The 16,741-nt window shown below is 39.4% G+C and carries 10 protein-coding genes; 7 read left to right on the top strand and 3 right to left on the bottom strand.

Annotated elements, in window-relative coordinates:
• Nucleotide 1 precedes the first annotated feature (1 nt).
• Nucleotides 2-637, bottom strand: a complete 636-nt coding sequence (locus BFS30_RS04910; protein WP_069378248.1) for an O-methyltransferase — start codon at nucleotides 635-637, stop codon at nucleotides 2-4.
• 30 nt (nucleotides 638-667) lie between these two features.
• Nucleotides 668-1,084, bottom strand: a complete 417-nt coding sequence (gene ruvX, locus BFS30_RS04905) for a Holliday junction resolvase RuvX (RefSeq protein WP_069378247.1) — start codon at nucleotides 1,082-1,084, stop codon at nucleotides 668-670.
• Between the two features lie 50 nt (nucleotides 1,085-1,134).
• Here ruvX and BFS30_RS04900 point away from each other — a divergent pair, with 50 nt between their 5' ends.
• From BFS30_RS04900 to BFS30_RS04890, 3 genes are read left to right on the top strand one after another with little or no spacing between them, the layout of a single operon-like run.
• The gene (locus BFS30_RS04900) at nucleotides 1,135-2,283 is read left to right on the top strand and encodes an ATP-binding protein (RefSeq protein WP_069378246.1); all 1,149 of its coding nucleotides are present in this window, start codon (nucleotides 1,135-1,137) and stop codon (nucleotides 2,281-2,283) included.
• 2 nt (nucleotides 2,284-2,285) lie between these two features.
• Entirely contained in the window at nucleotides 2,286-3,722 is a 1,437-nt protein-coding gene (locus tag BFS30_RS04895) for a PSP1 domain-containing protein (protein WP_069378245.1), read from the top strand.
• Nucleotides 3,715-4,194 (top strand): gliding motility lipoprotein GldH, encoded by a 480-nt coding sequence (locus tag BFS30_RS04890; protein WP_069378244.1) that lies wholly within the window; start codon nucleotides 3,715-3,717, stop codon nucleotides 4,192-4,194. Before BFS30_RS04895 ends, BFS30_RS04890 begins: the two co-directional genes overlap by 8 nt.
• A gap of 42 nt (nucleotides 4,195-4,236) precedes the next feature.
• Here BFS30_RS04890 and BFS30_RS04885 read toward each other — a convergent pair whose 3' ends face one another.
• Nucleotides 4,237-5,538 carry a UDP-N-acetylmuramoyl-tripeptide--D-alanyl-D-alanine ligase gene (locus tag BFS30_RS04885; protein ID WP_069378243.1) on the bottom strand — a complete coding sequence of 434 codons (1,302 nt, stop codon included), beginning with the start codon at nucleotides 5,536-5,538 and terminating at the stop codon, nucleotides 4,237-4,239.
• A gap of 89 nt (nucleotides 5,539-5,627) precedes the next feature.
• Between BFS30_RS04885 and BFS30_RS04880 the strand changes: the two genes are divergently transcribed.
• The 4 genes from BFS30_RS04880 to BFS30_RS04865 all read left to right on the top strand — a co-directional run bounded on the left by BFS30_RS04880 (nucleotide 5,628) and on the right by BFS30_RS04865 (nucleotide 16,736).
• Entirely contained in the window at nucleotides 5,628-8,111 is a 2,484-nt protein-coding gene (locus BFS30_RS04880; RefSeq protein WP_069378242.1) for a M14 metallopeptidase family protein, read from the top strand.
• A gap of 299 nt (nucleotides 8,112-8,410) precedes the next feature.
• A complete protein-coding gene (locus tag BFS30_RS04875) occupies nucleotides 8,411-11,524 on the top strand; it encodes a SusC/RagA family TonB-linked outer membrane protein (RefSeq protein WP_083251965.1) in 3,114 nt (1,037 codons plus the stop codon).
• 19 nt (nucleotides 11,525-11,543) lie between these two features.
• Nucleotides 11,544-12,986 (top strand): SusD/RagB family nutrient-binding outer membrane lipoprotein, encoded by a 1,443-nt coding sequence (locus BFS30_RS04870; protein ID WP_069378241.1) that lies wholly within the window; start codon nucleotides 11,544-11,546, stop codon nucleotides 12,984-12,986.
• 615 nt (nucleotides 12,987-13,601) lie between these two features.
• Nucleotides 13,602-16,736, top strand: coding sequence for a SusC/RagA family TonB-linked outer membrane protein (locus BFS30_RS04865; RefSeq protein WP_069378240.1), 3,135 nt, complete (start codon nucleotides 13,602-13,604; stop codon nucleotides 16,734-16,736).
• Nucleotides 16,737-16,741 lie beyond the last annotated feature (5 nt).

The following is a 16,741-nucleotide window of genomic DNA, read 5'->3' as shown; positions in this document are numbered from 1 at the left end:
TCTATTTTTTTCTGATGATAAATAAGCCGTCCCTGACGGGAAGGATCATTTTTTCTACACGGGTATCAGCCGCGATTTTATCATTAAATGTAGTAATATTTTTAGTGTCGTTATCGGGATTGCTATTCAGAACCTTGCCGCTCCATAATACGTTATCGACGATAATAAGCCCTCCTGGCCTCACACGATCGAAAATGAGATCATAATAAGTACCATTGTTCTTTTTGTCTGCATCGATAAATACAAGGTCAAAAGTTTCCTGAAGTTCATGGACTGTCTTGGTTGCATCGCCCAGGATATATTTGATTTTCTCCGCATCTGGAGATTCAGCAAAATTACGTCGAACCATTTCCTCTAATTCTTCGTTGATATCCAGGGTATAAATGATGCCTGTTTCTGTTAATCCTTCTGCAAGGCAGATTGTTGCATATCCGGTAAAGGTCCCGACTTCCAGAATCCTGTCAGGACGGATCATTTTGCTCAACATGCTTAGTACCCTCCCTTGGTAATGTCCGGAGAGCATTCTTGGCATCAGCACTTTAAGGTTGGTTTCCCGATCTATCTTTTTGAGTAACTCGCTTTCTGGCTCACAGTAATTGAGCAGCAACTGCTGCATATCTTCATTAATCAGGCTCATAGTTATATTTTAAGCATTCTTATTGTTGTTCTATAAACGGGGCTGCTCCATAAAATATTGCAGAATGATTGTCGCTGCAATGGTATCGACCCGATCCTTGTTTTGACGGTCTTGTTTTTTGAGGCCGCTCTGCATGATAGCCTGGTGTGCCAGTTTAGAGGTAAAGCGCTCATCGATCCAGAACTGAGGGATGTCGGGAAAATTTCTTCTTAAAATTTTCGAAAACCCTTTCACATGCTGTGCGGAATCAGATGGAGAGCCATCCATTTGTTTAGGATCGCCGATCACAAAGGCCTCTACCTGCTCGGTTAAAAAGTATTTTTTCAGGTATTCAATGATATCCTTAGGATGTATGGTGTCCAGTCCCGTTGCGATAATTTGCAGGGGGTCTGTCACGGCAATTCCGATCCGTTTGGTTCCGTAGTCAAAAGCTAGAATTCTAGGCATAAATGCAAATATGCAAATCAATAATCTAAAAAATTGTTATTTTGCACCAAATGCAATTTAAAGATATCATCGGGCAGGAGGAGATTAAGGCGCAACTGATACAAACAGTTGCCGAAAACAGGGTGAGTCATGCCCAATTGTTTCTATCGAGCGAAGGGAGTGGCGCTTTACCTATGGCTATTGCCTATGCTCAATACTTAAATTGCCTGGATAAGCAGGCTGAGGACAGCTGTGGAGTCTGTTCTTCCTGTCGGAAATATGAACGGTATATTCATCCGGACCTGCATTTTTCCTATCCTTTTTTTGCTTCTAAAGACGCCCGGATTGCCGTGGATGTATTGGATGAATGGAGGGCTATGTTATTGGAAGACGCATATTTTGATATGGATATCTGGCGTTCCAAGCTAAGTGCTGAGAACAAGCAGGCCAATATCAATATTGCCGAATGTCATGACATTATAAAAAAACTGAGTTATAAAGCTTTTGAAGCAGAGACGAAAGTCCTCATCATGTGGCTTCCTGAATATTTGGATAAAGAAGGAAATTCCTTGTTGAAGATTATCGAGGAACCACCAAAAAATACTTTATTCTTATTGGTGGCCAATAATCAGGAACAAATCTTGTCAACACTCCTGTCGCGTACCCAAATTGTTAAAATTCCCAAACTTTCTAATGCAGTTATTGAGCATTATCTGATGGAAAAACATGGTTTGCCAGAAGAACAGGCAACTGAATATAGTTTTTTAGCAGATGGAAATCTGATTGATGCCAAATTGTTAGTTGCCAATACGCAAAACGAAAATGCTGATAAATTCGCAGAGTGGTTAAGGATGGGATATGGTAACCGTGTTCTGGACCTGACTGTTTTTGTAGATCAGGCAGCAGGATGGGGAAGAGAAAATCAAAAGAATTTTTTAAAATACGGAATTAACTTTTTAAGGGAGTGCAGTCTTTTGCTGAGTGGTGCTGAAGCGCTGGTAAAACTGCCTGGAAGAACGTTAGACACCGCAAAAAAGCTAAGTAACCATGTTCTGGATCTGGGGATGGCAGAGGCTATTATTCAGGAACTGGAGCGGGCGCATTACCATATTGAAAGAAACGCAAACCCTAAAATTCTGTTTTTAGATGTATCTTTACAATTGGTAAAAATAATTAAGTTTAAAACGCTCCCGAAAGGGACTCAATATATATACAATTAACTATGGGATGTGGAAGTTGTTCTACAGGTGGCGGTTGCGCCCCCTCGGGCTGCAAAAGTAATGGCTCATGCCTTACCGGAGGCTGTCAGAAATTAGAAGTTTACGATTGGCTGTCGAATTTAGATATGCCCTCAAATTATATACCTTTTCAAGTTGTAGAAGTTAAGTTTAAAGGCGCAAGAAAAGAGTTTTTCCTGAACAATGACAATATTTATCTTGAAATAGGAGAGTTGGTTGCTGTTGAAGGTCCTACAGGAGGTTATGACATCGGTCATATTTCCCTGACGGGAGAATTAGTCCGGATGCAGATGAAACGCCGGAAAACCCCGATTGATCAGGTGACCCGTAAAATTTACAGGAAAGCTACAGAAGCTGATGTAGAAAAATGGAAAATTGCTAAAGGGCTCGAATGGGAAACCATGCACAAAGCAAGAACTCTTGCTTTGGACTTGCGCTTATCGATGAAAATCAGTGATGTTGATTATCAGGGAGATAAAACTAAGGCAACTTTCTTTTATACCGCTGAAGGCCGCGTTGACTTTCGGGAGCTGATCAAGAAGATGGCCGAGACTTTCCGCATCAGAATTGAAATGCGCCAGATTGGAATGAGGCAGGAAGCTGGTAGATTGGGAGGGATTGGTTCTTGTGGTCGTGAATTGTGCTGTTCTACCTGGCTAACAAACTTTAAAACAGTTTCTACTGCAGCTGCCAGGTATCAGAATTTATCTTTGAATACATTGAAGCTTGCCGGACAATGTGGAAAGCTGAAATGCTGCTTAAATTATGAACTGGATACTTATCTGGATGCCTTAAAGGATATTCCTGATCGTGTTGATAATTTACAGACTGAAATTGGGATTGCGCGCCATCAGAAAACAGATATTTTTAAGAAATTAATGTGGTTTAGTTATCCGAATATGGAAGACTGGATTCCTTTAAAAGTGGACCGTGTAAAAGAAATCATGGCCATGAATAAAAAGGGGTTGAAACCAAATAACCTTAAAGAGGAGGCTGTAGAATTGGCGCCTGCTATCGTGATTGAGAAGACCCCTGATTATGAAAATGTGGTTGGACAGGACAGCTTAACACGCCTGGATGATAAACCAAAAAATAAAGGAAACCGTAATAATAACAGATCAGGGAATAACCGCAACGGAGAGCAAAGAAACAACGGCAATGCGAACAGACCTGAGAAGCAGGTTAAATCCGGGCAACAGGGTAAACCTCGTACGGAGGGCAATAAGAATAATCAGAGCGGCCAGACTACTGCTAAAGTACAGCCTAAGGGGCAGCCTGCAGCAACAGATGCTCAGCCTAAAGTACCGAATCCGGTATCAGCAACGCCCGTAGATGGTGCCGCGGTAAAGCCGAACAGGAACAATAGGAACAGAAATAATAACCGCAGAAAGAAACCAACGGATAAGCCTAAAAATGAATAATTTCAAAGCATTTCTATTGCTTGTTGCTGGTATTGCAATCACTTTTTTTAGTGGTTGCGATACCAATAATATTATTGACAATAACATCTCCATGCCTTCCAGAAACTGGAGTTACGTAAATAAGGTGAAAGCTGTTATAGAGGTTACAGATGCTGCGAAATCTTATAACATCTACTTTAAATTACGCCATACTGCTGATTATGGCTATTCCAATATTTTCGTTTTGTTTCATTTACGGGAACCAGGACAAAAGAGAAGCAGCCGGCGTTATGAATATCGGCTTGCGCAACCTGACGGACAATGGAATGGCTCGGGGTCCGGAAATCTTTACACCTATACTTTGCCGCTTCTTTCCGGCTATAAGTTTCCTAAAGCCGGAAAATATGAGTTGGAGATAGAGCAAAACATGCGGGATAATCCACTGAAGGAAATTAGTGATGCCGGAATTAAGGTGTCTGTAATATCAAAGTAAGCATAATCTATCGAACATCCTGACGAAAGTTTCATCTGATGTTTACAGGTAAGGGAGCAAGCGTTCCAGTGCCATTCCCCTAGACCCTTTCAGCAATATAAGACAGTCACTTAATGCCGTTTTTTCAAGAAAACTCTGCGCCTCAGAAGGGGTCTGAAAAAAATGTCCTCTATGCTGTCCTTTAGCTTCGTAGAAGTCCTTTCCTATAAATACAAGGGTTTCTACGTTTGTTTTTTCTGCTTCGGAAATGATCAGACGATGTTGTTCCGGTGATTCCTTTCCAAGCTCAAACATATCTCCGATAATAGCCACTTTATGATTTGAGGTCAGGGCATTTATATTGGCCAGTGCTGCGGTCATACTACTCGGATTTGCGTTGTAGAAATCGCAGATGACAGTGTTCTTTTCCGTCCGGGTAAGTTGAGAACGGTTATTCCTGGGTTGATAACCAGAAAGTCCGTCGTTAATTTGCCGGGCCTGAAGTTCAAAGAATTCTCCAAGACATATTGCCGCGAGGATGTTTTCGAAATTGTACGATCCGGTAAGGTTCGTTTGGGTCTGGTGACTTCCTTTCTGGCCTGTCCAGGAAAGCTCCAGAAACGGATCGGTCTTTAAGAGTGCACCTGATACCTGATTCCCAGGTGCTGTTCCATAATAAATCACTTTATTTAAGCTTGTCGCAGCAGCCATTTCCAGCAGGTAGTGATTGTCCCTGTTTATAAATGCTGTACCATGATTGTTTTTCAGGTAAGCATATAACTCTGCTTTTCCTTTCTTTACTCCTTCAAAGCCTCCAAAACCATCTAAATGGGCCATGCCTATGTTTGTGATCAAACCATGGGTCGGTTGCGCTATACTGCAGAGAAATTCGATTTCTTTCTGATGGTTTGCCCCCATTTCGATTACGGCAATTTCGACATTAGCATCAATGGAAAGTAAAGAAAGTGGAACTCCGATATGATTATTCAGGTTCCCTTTGGTGGCAAAGGTTTTATACTTTTCTGATAATACTGCATTAACCAGTTCTTTGGTGGTAGTTTTTCCATTGCTGCCGGTTAGTCCGATTACAGGAATGTTTAATGTGGAGCGGTGGTATCTCGCAAGGTCCTGTAAAGCAGACAACACATCTGGGACAAGGATGCAACGGTCATTCTTCAGGTATTCAGGATTGTCAATGATTACATAGGCGGCCCCATTTGTTAAAGCCTGCATTGCAAAAGAGTTTGCATCAAAATTCTCGCCTTTGAGGGCAAAGAACAGACAGTCTTTAGTAATGCTTCTTGTATCGGTGCATATCGTAGGGTAATTCAGAAAATGTTGATACAGGGAATTGATAGTTGGCATATGCGTAAATCTAATTGATACGGTAAAATTACACTATGAAAGAGAAACAAAAAATATTCTTTAGTATTTTGGAGTCTTAATTGCTGGTTATGAAATATTTTTTGCTCTCCTTTTTATTCCTGTTTTTTGTTGAAAAGTCCGTTGAAGCACAGATAAAGTCGCCTGACGACTTTCTTGGCTATAGTTTAGGAAGCCGCTTTACGCCTCATTATAAAGTGCTGGAATATTTTAAATATATCGGGGGAGCGAATAAAAATGTCAAAATCCATAAATACGGAAAAACTTATGAGGGTAGGGATCTCCTGGTAGCGATCATCTCAGGAAAGGAAAACATGGATAACCTGGAGACCATCAGAAAGAATAATGTCAGCATGAGTAATGCGGAGAAGATGTCTTCCAAATCAAAACAGCCCGCTATACTATGGTTGAGCTATAATGTACATGGCAACGAGGCCAGTTCTACCGAAACGGCCCTTAGGATGCTATATACTTTGGCAGATCCCAAAACGACAAATATTCAAAACTGGTTAAAAAATACGGTGGTTATTATTGATCCATGTCTCAATCCGGATGGAAGAGAGCGCTATGTGAATTTCTTTGGGGCGGCAACAGGGTTTAAACCGAACTCCAATCCAATGTCAAGAGAACATATCGAGCCATGGCCGGGAGGACGGTCAAACCATTATTATTTTGATTTGAACAGAGATTGGGCATGGCAATCCCAGGTAGAAACCCAGCAACGATTGGCTTTATACCATGATTGGATGCCCGAAGTACATGTAGATTTTCATGAACAGAGTTATAATGAGCCCTATTATTTTGCACCAGCGGCAGAGCCGATCCATCAGGATATCACTCCGTGGCAAAGGAATTTCCAAATTACTGTCGGAAAGAATAATGCAAAGTATTTTGATCAGAATGGCTGGCAATATTTTACAAAAGAGCAATTTGATTTATTATACCCTTCTTATGGAGATACGTATCCTTTGTACAACGGAGCGATAGGTATGACTTATGAGCAGGGAGGGATTAGTGCGGGTTTATCGGTAGTTACACTTGATGGGGATACGCTAACGTTGAAAGATAGGATTGATCATCATTTCACAAGTGGAATGGCAACGCTTGAGACGGTTTCCCTACATGCGGATAAATTGGTTGAAGAGTTTAAGAAATACTTTGAAAATGCAGTTGTTTCGCCTCCGGGACTTTATAAAACCTACGTAATTAAGGCGCAGAATAAAAGCCGAATGAAAAGAATGGTTAATCTTTTGAGGAATAACAGGATTGAGTATGCTTTCGGATCGGATAGGTCCTTAAACGGATATAGCTTTGAAACGCAAAAAAATGAAAACTTTAGAATAGAGCGGAATGACCTGGTGGTTAATCTTCAACAGGCCAAGGCGGTCCTTGCGAATGTTTTGCTGGAACCCCAAACTTCTGTGAGTGATTCGAATACCTACGATATTACCGCCTGGGCACTACCTTACGCTTACGGTCTTCCTGCCTACGCTACCACAGAGTCTGTAAAGGGTAAATACTTGGCGATGGACGAATTCAAGGAGGTCTTTCCAGTGGTTGAAAAGCCCTATGCCTGGATTTTTCCCTGGAATTCTATTGAGGATGCACAGGTATTGATTGCTTTACAAAAGGAGAATATAAAAGTCCGGATTGCGGAGGATGCATTTACACTTGGTAACCGCAATTTTTCTATCGGCTCGCTGTTGGTTTATAGAACAGAAAACGAACGGAATATCCTGGATTTACAAGAAAGAATTACGGCAATAGAAAGAAGATTGAAAATGTCATTTTATCCTGCTTCCGGGGGCTTTGTAGATAAAGGAAAAGATTTTGGGTCCTCTTCTTACCGGATGCTCAATACGCCGAAAGTTGCTGTTGTGGCAGGGCCTGAGAGCTCGTCTCAGAATGTAGGGGAAATATGGCACTTTTTTGAACAGGAACTCAGTTATCCGGTTAGTTTAATTGAGGCAAAAAATATTGGCAATCTCGATATCAATAAAATCAATGTCTTAGTTATTCCCGATGGTGCATATGGGGATGAAGTGGCAGGCAAACTGGAAGATTGGTTAAAAGTTGGAGGAAAGGTAATTCTTTTCGAAGATGCCATCTTAAATGTTAACGAGGCCAAGCCCTTCGAAATTAAAAGAAAAGAATTTCCAAAAGAAGATCCTTCCGGGGTCAATTCCACTGAATATGCAAAAAGAAAGAAAGAAGACTTGGCAGAAGTAATTCCTGGTGCAATTTTCAAAGTTCATCTGGACCATAGCCATCCACTTTCTGCAGGCTTAGGGGCTTATTACTATGCTTTGAAAACGGATGATAAAATTTACGAAAACCTAAGCAGAGGGTGGAATGTAGGTGTTTTAAAAACAGGGAGTTATATGGCCGGTGTTGCCGGTAAAAATGTCATAAAAAAACTCAGCTCCGGGATGGTATTCGGAGTGCAATCTATAGGAAAAGGGGCAGTTGTTTACCTGGGTAGCGATGTGCTTTTTCGCTCTTTTTGGGAAAATGGGAAGCAACTCTTTTTAAATGCCTTATTTCTAGTCGATTAACTAAATCTCCATTTTTGGACTTAAAATCCAAATTTATCCTACAAATTAAGTAGTGATTATTTGTTTGAATTTGTTACAAATACAGCGATTTCGTTTGTTTTTGTACGATTCTTGCTGTTCCTGTGCTTTTTTTAAAATAATAACCTGAATAATGTTTTTTTTCAAAATTATATTTGGGTTATTTATTTTTCTTCATTGATATAGTTTGTCATTCAATTGTCTTAGATTGACATTAAATTATGCTAATATGACAAAAATCCTATATTTGGCGCCTTAATTAACCTAAATTTTATATTTTTATGAAAAAACTTCTACAAAGTTTGTTCGTGTTCTTGCTCTTTGCATCTTCAGCAATGGCACAACGAACTATTACTGGTGCAGTTACAGGAAAAGACGATGGGTTACCATTGCCTGGTGTAAGTGTACGGGTTAAGGGTACATCTACAGGAGCCATGACCGGTGCAGATGGTAAATACTCTATTAAAATTGCCTCTGCAGAGGCGTCACTTGAGTTTTCCTCAATTGGATATGCTTCCCAAACTAAGACAGTAGGAGCCACAAACGTGATTAATGTGGTATTAGCAACGGATTCAAAAGTTTTAGGTGAAGTTGTAGTAACTGCAATGGGTATTTCCAGAGAAAAAAAATCTCTTGGGTACAGTGCTTCAACAATTAAATCTGAGGAATTAACAAAAGCCCGCGAAACAAATGTTCTTAACTCTTTAGCGGGTAAGGCTGCTGGTGTAAGGGTAAACTCTCAGTCGGGAACAGTAGGTGGATCTACAAAGGTCGTTATCCGTGGAGTAAACTCACTCGAAGGTGGATCACCGCTTTATGTGATTGACGGGTTATCAGTAAGTGAATCTAACTCTGCAGGTGGAACGACGGCTAATAACGTCGATTTTGGAAACCGTATGGGAGATTTAAGCTCTGATGATATCGAGTCAATGACTATTCTTAAAGGAGCTGCCGCTACTGCACTATATGGTTCAAGAGCAAAAGATGGAGCGATTGTAATTACAACAAAAAGAGGAAGTAAAGGGGCGAAAAGTGCGATCAGCATCAACTCTTCAGTACGTTTTGACAACCCTTTAATTTTACCGGAATTTCAAAACGAATATGCTCAGGGTAACCAGGGAGTATATGCTTTGACCGCAACTAATGGCTGGGGACCAAGAATTTCTGACGTTCAGAATCAGCAATTCCCTAATTTCCTGGGTCAACAGGTAACTTTGCAAGCTTATCCAAATAACGTTAAAGATTATTTCCAGACCGGTTTTTCTACGATGAATAACATCGCATTTTCCGGAGGAGGAGAAGGATCTGATTATAGGGTGAGTTTTTCAAGTGCTAATGATAAAGGGATTATTCCTAAATCAAAATTAGACAGGTACACTTTGTCTTTAAACGCAGGAAGAGACTTTAGCAAAAAGCTTTCTTCCAGATTTACAGGATCATATACTAATATCAAATCAGACGGAAGGCCTGCACAGAGCTCAAATAATACCAACTCCATTATCTCTACTATTTTCGGTTTGCCGAGAACAGTTGATATTGATCAGTTAAGAGACAACTACGAGGATCCAATTACAGGTAATCAAAACTTTTTAACCCCAACCCGTAACGGAAATAACCCATTCTGGGTAATGAACTATAACAGAAACAGTAATTCTGTTGATAGATTCATCGGTACCTATGTATTAAACTATAAACCTGTGGATTGGATTACCGTAACCAACAACTTTGGTTTGGATGTTACTACAGAAAAAAGATCCTTATTGGTTCGTAAAGGAACTGCAGGCTTCATGCAAGGTAAATTCACTAACTATGATGGCCTGAGTAAGCAAATCAATGATGACCTTATGGCAACCATTGAGCAAAATAACCTTATCGAGAATGTTAAATTGAAATTAATCGTTGGTGGTAACATTAATCAGCGCCTGATTCAGACTTCGCAAGTTGAGGCATCCGGTTTAACCATTGATCAGTTATATAATTATACTAATGCTGCGGCAAAAAATCCAACACTTGGATTTAGCAAGAGAAGAATCCTGGGTCTTTATGGTGATTTAAGTGCGAGCTATAAAGATTTCTTGTATTTAAGTGTGACTGGTAGAAATGACTGGTCTTCTACTCTTCCAACAAATTCAAGATCTTATTTCTATCCGTCAGTTAACGCATCCTTTGTTTTCACTGAATTGCTGAAAGAGAAAAACATGGATTGGTTAAGTTTCGGTAAATTAAGAGCAAGTTGGGCTCAGGTTGGAAGTGATGCATTGCCTTATAACCTTGATTATACTTTCACACCGGTTTCGACTGTGTTTTTACAATATGTAAACAGTACTGCAATTGTTTTCCCTGCAGGCCCGATTACTACAGCTTTTACGTCGCCAAGAGTGAGACCTAATAGTGAGCTAAAACCACAGAAACAGAATTCTTATGAATTCGGTACAGAGTTGAAATTCTTAAATAATCGTATTGGTCTTGACTTTGGATACTACAACACCGTAACCAATAATCAATTGATTTCAATTGATGTGGCTCCTTCAACAGGATACTATGCAAGATACATGAACGTTGGTGAGATCCAGAACAAGGGTATTGAAATCGCGTTAAACGTTATCCCATTAAAAACAAAAGATTTTAGCTGGTCAGTAGATTTTCAATTTGGAAAGAACAAACAGAAAGTAAATGACCTGGGAGCACTTAAAGAATACAGTGTAGCCAGTGGTTATAGTGGATTGTCAGTTAAGGCTGAAGTAGGGCAATCTTTTGGTCTTTATGGCAGCGTATGGGAAAGAGATCCTAATGGAAACTTTGTGGTTGATGCAGAAAGCGGTCTAAAAAAGGTTGTTGCAGGAAAGCGTTTAGGAAACCTATATGCTGACTGGACTTTGGGAATTAACAATAATTTCAGCTATAAAGGATTCAATCTTAGTGCCTTGTTAGACATCCGTAAAGGTGGTGTGTTCTATTCTGGAACAGTTGCTAACCTAAGAGGTTCAGGTTTAGCTAAAGAAACCGGTGGCGACAGAGCGAACATGATTACCCCTGGTGTAGTTTTAAAAGACGGACAGTATGTGCCAAACACAAAAGAAGTAAAGAGCCAGAATTACTGGGCATGGGAATCAGATACAAAAAATTCTGAAGGAAATGTATTTGATGCAGGTTTTGTTAAACTTAGAGAAGTTAGATTCTCTTACGCTATTCCAGCATCAGTTTTTAAATCTTCTTTCATCAGAGGTATGGAGCTTGGTGTAGAGGGAAGGAACTTATGGTTGATCAAAAGCCACGTCCCTCATGTAGATCCTGAGCTTAACTTCTTTAATGGAGGTGGTGCAGGTGAAGGTGTTGAGTTTAACAGTATCCCATCGGTAAGGTCATTTGGTATGAACTTGAGATTGACTTTGTAATAAATAAAAAATAACGATTATGAAATTAAAAAATAAGATTTTCGCGGGCTCTTTGCTTTTGCTGGTTGCAATTGGCGGAGTGTCGTGTAAAAAATATCTGGACGTTAATGAGAATCCCTTGTCTTCATTAAAGGTCGAGCCGAAATTACTTTTTGGTTATGCAGTTACCGCATGGGATGTAAGTAAAAACAGTGGTGATAATTATATCGCCCTTGGTTTTATTGGTCAGACTTTTTCTTCAGGTGCCGATTTTTCCGGTAACTGGGGTTCTTCTAACTTATATACGGTTAACTCAACGGCGCTTGGAAATAACTGGAAGACTTATTATAGCAATACAGGATTTAACCTGGTAACGGCAATTAAACTTGCAGAGGCGAAAAATGACTTCAATACGGTTGCTCAATGTAAAATTGTTCTTGCCCAGGTAATGTATGAGGCAACTACACTTTATGGTGATGTCCCTTTCTCTCAGGCTTTTCAGATAGAAGCGTTTCCTTATCCTAAGTATGATTCTCAGAAGGATGTATTAGAGGGAATCATTACGATGTTAGATCAGGCTGTTGCTCAAATAGATGTGAATAGCACATTGAAGATCTCTGATTATGATATTTTCTATAATGGTAATCTTGATAAATGGAAGAAGCTGGCCAACTCTATTAAGCTAAAAACATTAATGGTCATGGTGGATAAAGATCCTAGCAAAGCTGCTGCTGTGGGTGCGTTAGTTTCAAACCCAACTTCCCTGATTTCTTCAGCTGCTGATAACTTTAGAGTTCTTTATACAGAAACCACAAATAACGAGAACCCTAAATACAGATTGTTTTTGGGAGAGGATCCATTAACTTATGCAAGTAAAGTGGTAACCGACATTATGGTTCCTAAAAAAGACCCTAGATTATCGCGCTATTTTGATAAGCCTGCAGGTGAAACAGAATTTATTGGTGTTGGCGCAAATGTTGACGCTGATAAACATACTTCTACACTTGGAAACTATCTACTTAGAAAAACAGCTCCATCACTGATTTTCTCTTATCAGGAGATGTTATTCCTTCAGGCCGAGGCTTATGCAAGAGGTTTGGGGGTAACCAAAAATCTGACTACGGCGCAAGAGTTATATAAGAAGGCAATCATAGCGGCCATGAATTTTTATGAGGTGCCTCCGGCTGATATCACTACTTATATAGACAATAACCTTGTTGATCTTACAAAAGCGGCAGATCCAGTTAAAGAGATTCATCTTGAACAATGGATAGATCTTGTTGACAGACCAGCAGATGCCTTCGTACAATGGAGGAGATCTGGTTCAGATGGAAATGAAGTTCCAAAGTTAACCTTACCTAAAGATGCAACTCCCGGACCTCTTTTCAGAAGGTTCGTGTTGTCTCCTGAGGAGATTGCCGGAAATCCGAATATTCCAACTCCAACTCCGGTTCATACGGATAAAATGTGGTTTGATTTATAGTAATTAAAAACCTGTTTTAGATAAAAGGGAGGCATCGCAAGGTGCCTCCCTTTTTGTTGTGCATATAAATGTTCCAGGTTATTTTCTGATATTCAAAGTAGAAGAACCAAAAAAGCTGAAATAGGTACCCCTTTTTTATTTCATTTTTATTAAACAACATCCCGATCGTTTCGGTCATCCTAAGGCATCTTAAATTTTAAAAGCGTAGTCTTTTTCTAAAACCATCTTAAATGATGGAAAATCAGGTGAAAAAAAAACTGTGAAGGCTATTTGCTTGATTTTTATAAGAGTTTGTATTCTTATCTCATGAAACGTGTCGAATTAGTTTTTTTAATTTCTCTTTGTTTAATTTTACATGGTTTAAAATCGGCTTTTTAGGTAAATAATTTGACATTTATTATCTAGTAAAAATGTTTTATTGTCTATTAGGATAATAACAGCTTTTTCGTCATCTCTGTGACATATTGTATGAAAGCTACACCTCTTGGTGGCTTATTGTTACATTTATTTGTGTCATATTATTGTCATTTATCTGTCAGAAGCTAAATTTAGATTATGCAAGCATACTAAATCCCCTATATTGGGTTACTATTAACTAACCTAGATTTAATTTTTATGAAAAAACTTTTACAAAGTTTGTTCATTTTGCTGTTTATAGCAGGCTCTGCTATGGCGCAAGACCGGACAATTACTGGTACTGTTACAGACCAAGAAGATGGTAAGCCGCTCCCTGGCGTTACCGTGAGAATCGTAGGTGCCAAAGGTGGCACACAAACAGGAGGAGATGGAAGGTTCTCCTTAAATGTACCTTCATCAGCAACAACAATTGAATTCAGTTATTTAGGTTATATCAAAATAACAAAAGCTATCGGTAGTTCAAACGTAGTGAACGCAGTTCTACAAAACGACAGCCAATCTCTTGCTGAGGTAACCATTACCTCTGCTTTAGGTATTACAAGAACAGAACGTTCAATCGGTACTGCACAACAAAGTGTAAAAGGTGAAGCTTTAACCCAAACCAAACAACTGGATCTTAACACGGCTATTGCAGGTAAGATTGCGGGTGTTCAGGTTTTAGGTGGTTCAGGTGCAAAATTTGGTACTTCTAAAATCCGTATCCGTGGTATCAATAGTATTGAAGGTGGTCGTGATCCTTTATATGTAGTAGATGGAGTTGTTGTTCCGTCTACAAGTGTAAACATGGATGATGTAGAAGACCTTACTGTGCTAAAAGGACCTGCCGCAACAGCTTTGTATGGTCAAAGAGGTGATGCAGGTGTGGTTGTTATCAAATCAAAAGGTGCATTGAAAAAAGGCCTTGGTATTGAAGTTAACCACAGTACTACTATTGAGAAAGTAGCGACGCTTCCTAAATACCAAAATGAATATGGTGGTGGATCTTCACAAGATTGGGAGACTTTTCAATTTGATGCAGCTGAGGACGATCCGGCTTTAGCAGGAATGAATGGTGTAAGATATTACAACTACTCTGATGACGTGAGCTGGGGTCCTAAATTTGATGGGAAACCTTATGCTCCTTTCTACTCATGGAATAAATTTGATGCTGATTATGGAAAACCTCAGCCCTATGTAGCGAATCCGGATAACATCAGAGATTTCTATGAAACTGGTGTTCAGAACAACAGTAACATTGCTATTTCTCAATCAGGAGATAAATTTAGCGGACGTCTTTCTTATACCAATGTTAACCAGACCGGTGTTTCTCCTAACACAAAGGCTGATCAAAATAGGGTAAGCTTAAATGGCGTTTATACTCCAATCGAGAAACTTACTTTTTCATCAAATCTCAATTTCAACGTAATCAACTATTTTAATATCCCTCAGGAAGGTTACGGAACTCAAACTGCTGGTTCATTCAGTCAGTGGTTTCACCGTGATACGGATTTGAAAAAACTTAGAAATTATAAAAATCCTGATGGAACGTTCACTACCTGGAACATCAGTGGTCCAAGAGATCAGAGCCCTAAATATTGGGACAACCCATATGTAGAGGCTTACGAAAACTTCGCCATCAGTAATTCTTCAAGGGTTTTCGGGTTTGCACAGGCATCTTATAAATTGATTCCTGAGGTTACGATTAACTTCACTGCAAAAGGTAATTATGCCAGTTTCAGAGACGAAGCACGTGTTGCTTCCGGAACTTTAAACCCAGAAAGTTATCGTACAAAGCATGAAAGAACAAGAGAAAATAACTTTGTTTTAGATGCTTCATTTAAAAAGGAATTAGGTGATTTCTCACTAAGCGCAGGTGCTTATGGAGAATTGCGTATCAATCGTAGTGAGGATGTAGAGATGACAACCGCTGGTGGTTTTTCTGTTCCCGGATGGTATAACATTGGTGCGTCTAAAGAGCGGCCTCTTACTACCAGTAATATTTTCAATAAAAAAGTAAGAAGTATCTATGGTTATGCCACTACGGGATATAAAAACTTCCTGTTCCTGGATTTGAACATCAGAAATGACTGGTCTTCATCATTACCAGATGCGAATAACTCTTATCTGTATGGTGGAGGTTCATTGTCATTTATATTTAGTGACTTTATTAAAAATAAAGAGATTCTATCATTTGGTAAGGCAACTGTTTCTGCTGGTCGTACAGGTTCTGATATTGATCCTTATCGGATTTATCAAACTTATCTGGCAAATGGTTTTTATGGAACTAAGGCAACACTTACTATGCCAAATCAAATTCCAAATCAAAAGCTTAAGCCGGCACTTTCTGATGCTTATGAGGCTGGTTTAGAATTGAGATTTATTAAAGATAGATTAAGATTTAACTTTAACTACTTTAATAGAGTATCTAAAGACCAGATCATCGATCTAAGTCTTCCTTCTACTACAGGGTTCTCATCAGCATTAGTTAATGCAGGAGAGATTAAAAGTCATGGTTATGAACTCAGTTTAGGTGGTACACCAATTAAAACCGACAACATAACCTGGGATATCAATGCAAACTTTGCAGTTAGCAAAAACAAAATCGTTGATCTTTATCCTGGATTGGATAACTTCGCTTTTGGATCTTTTGGTTATGTTGGTACACCACGTATCAATGTTGAGCGTAGAGTGGGTAAAGAATGGGGAACGATTGTAACAACTGGTGTAAAAAGAGATGAACAAGGAAGAATGTTAATTCAGGATGATGGATTCCCGGTACTGGAAAACAATCAGGAATTAGGATCTTTTGTTCCTGATTTAACCGGAGGTTTTACCTCATTGTTAACGTATAAATCATTCTCTTTTGGAGCTTCTCTTGACTTCCAGATTGGTGGTAAATTATTCTCAGTAAGTCGTGGTAACCTATTTGGTTCTGGTTTAGCTGAAGAAACAGCCGGACTGAACGATAAAGGAATACCGAAAAGGGATCCAGTTGATAATGGTGGTGGTATTGTGGTTTCAGGTATCAGACAATCTGATGGACAGCCAAATACAACGTATATCGGTATTCAGGATTATTACCAAGGATACATGCCTTATATTTGGGCGGAGCAAACTTACGATGCGACTTATGTAAAACTTAGAGAGCTTTCTTTGGGTTACACACTTCCAGCTGGTTTCCTTTCTAAAATTAAGGCTCAGAGAGCAACTATCTCTCTTGTTGCCCGTAATCCTTGGTTAATTCACAGCAAAATTCCAGGTATCGATCCTTCTGAGTCTGCCGGAACATGGATTGAAGGTGGTCAGCTGCCAGGAACAAGATCAATTGGATTGAATTTAAAAGTTACATTCTAAAAAGA

This window comes from Pedobacter steynii, assembly GCF_001721645.1.
Lineage (GTDB): Bacteria > Bacteroidota > Bacteroidia > Sphingobacteriales > Sphingobacteriaceae > Pedobacter > Pedobacter steynii_A.
The sequence above is the reverse complement of the archived record's forward strand: the minus strand, read 5'-3'. Positions and strand labels throughout refer to the sequence as shown.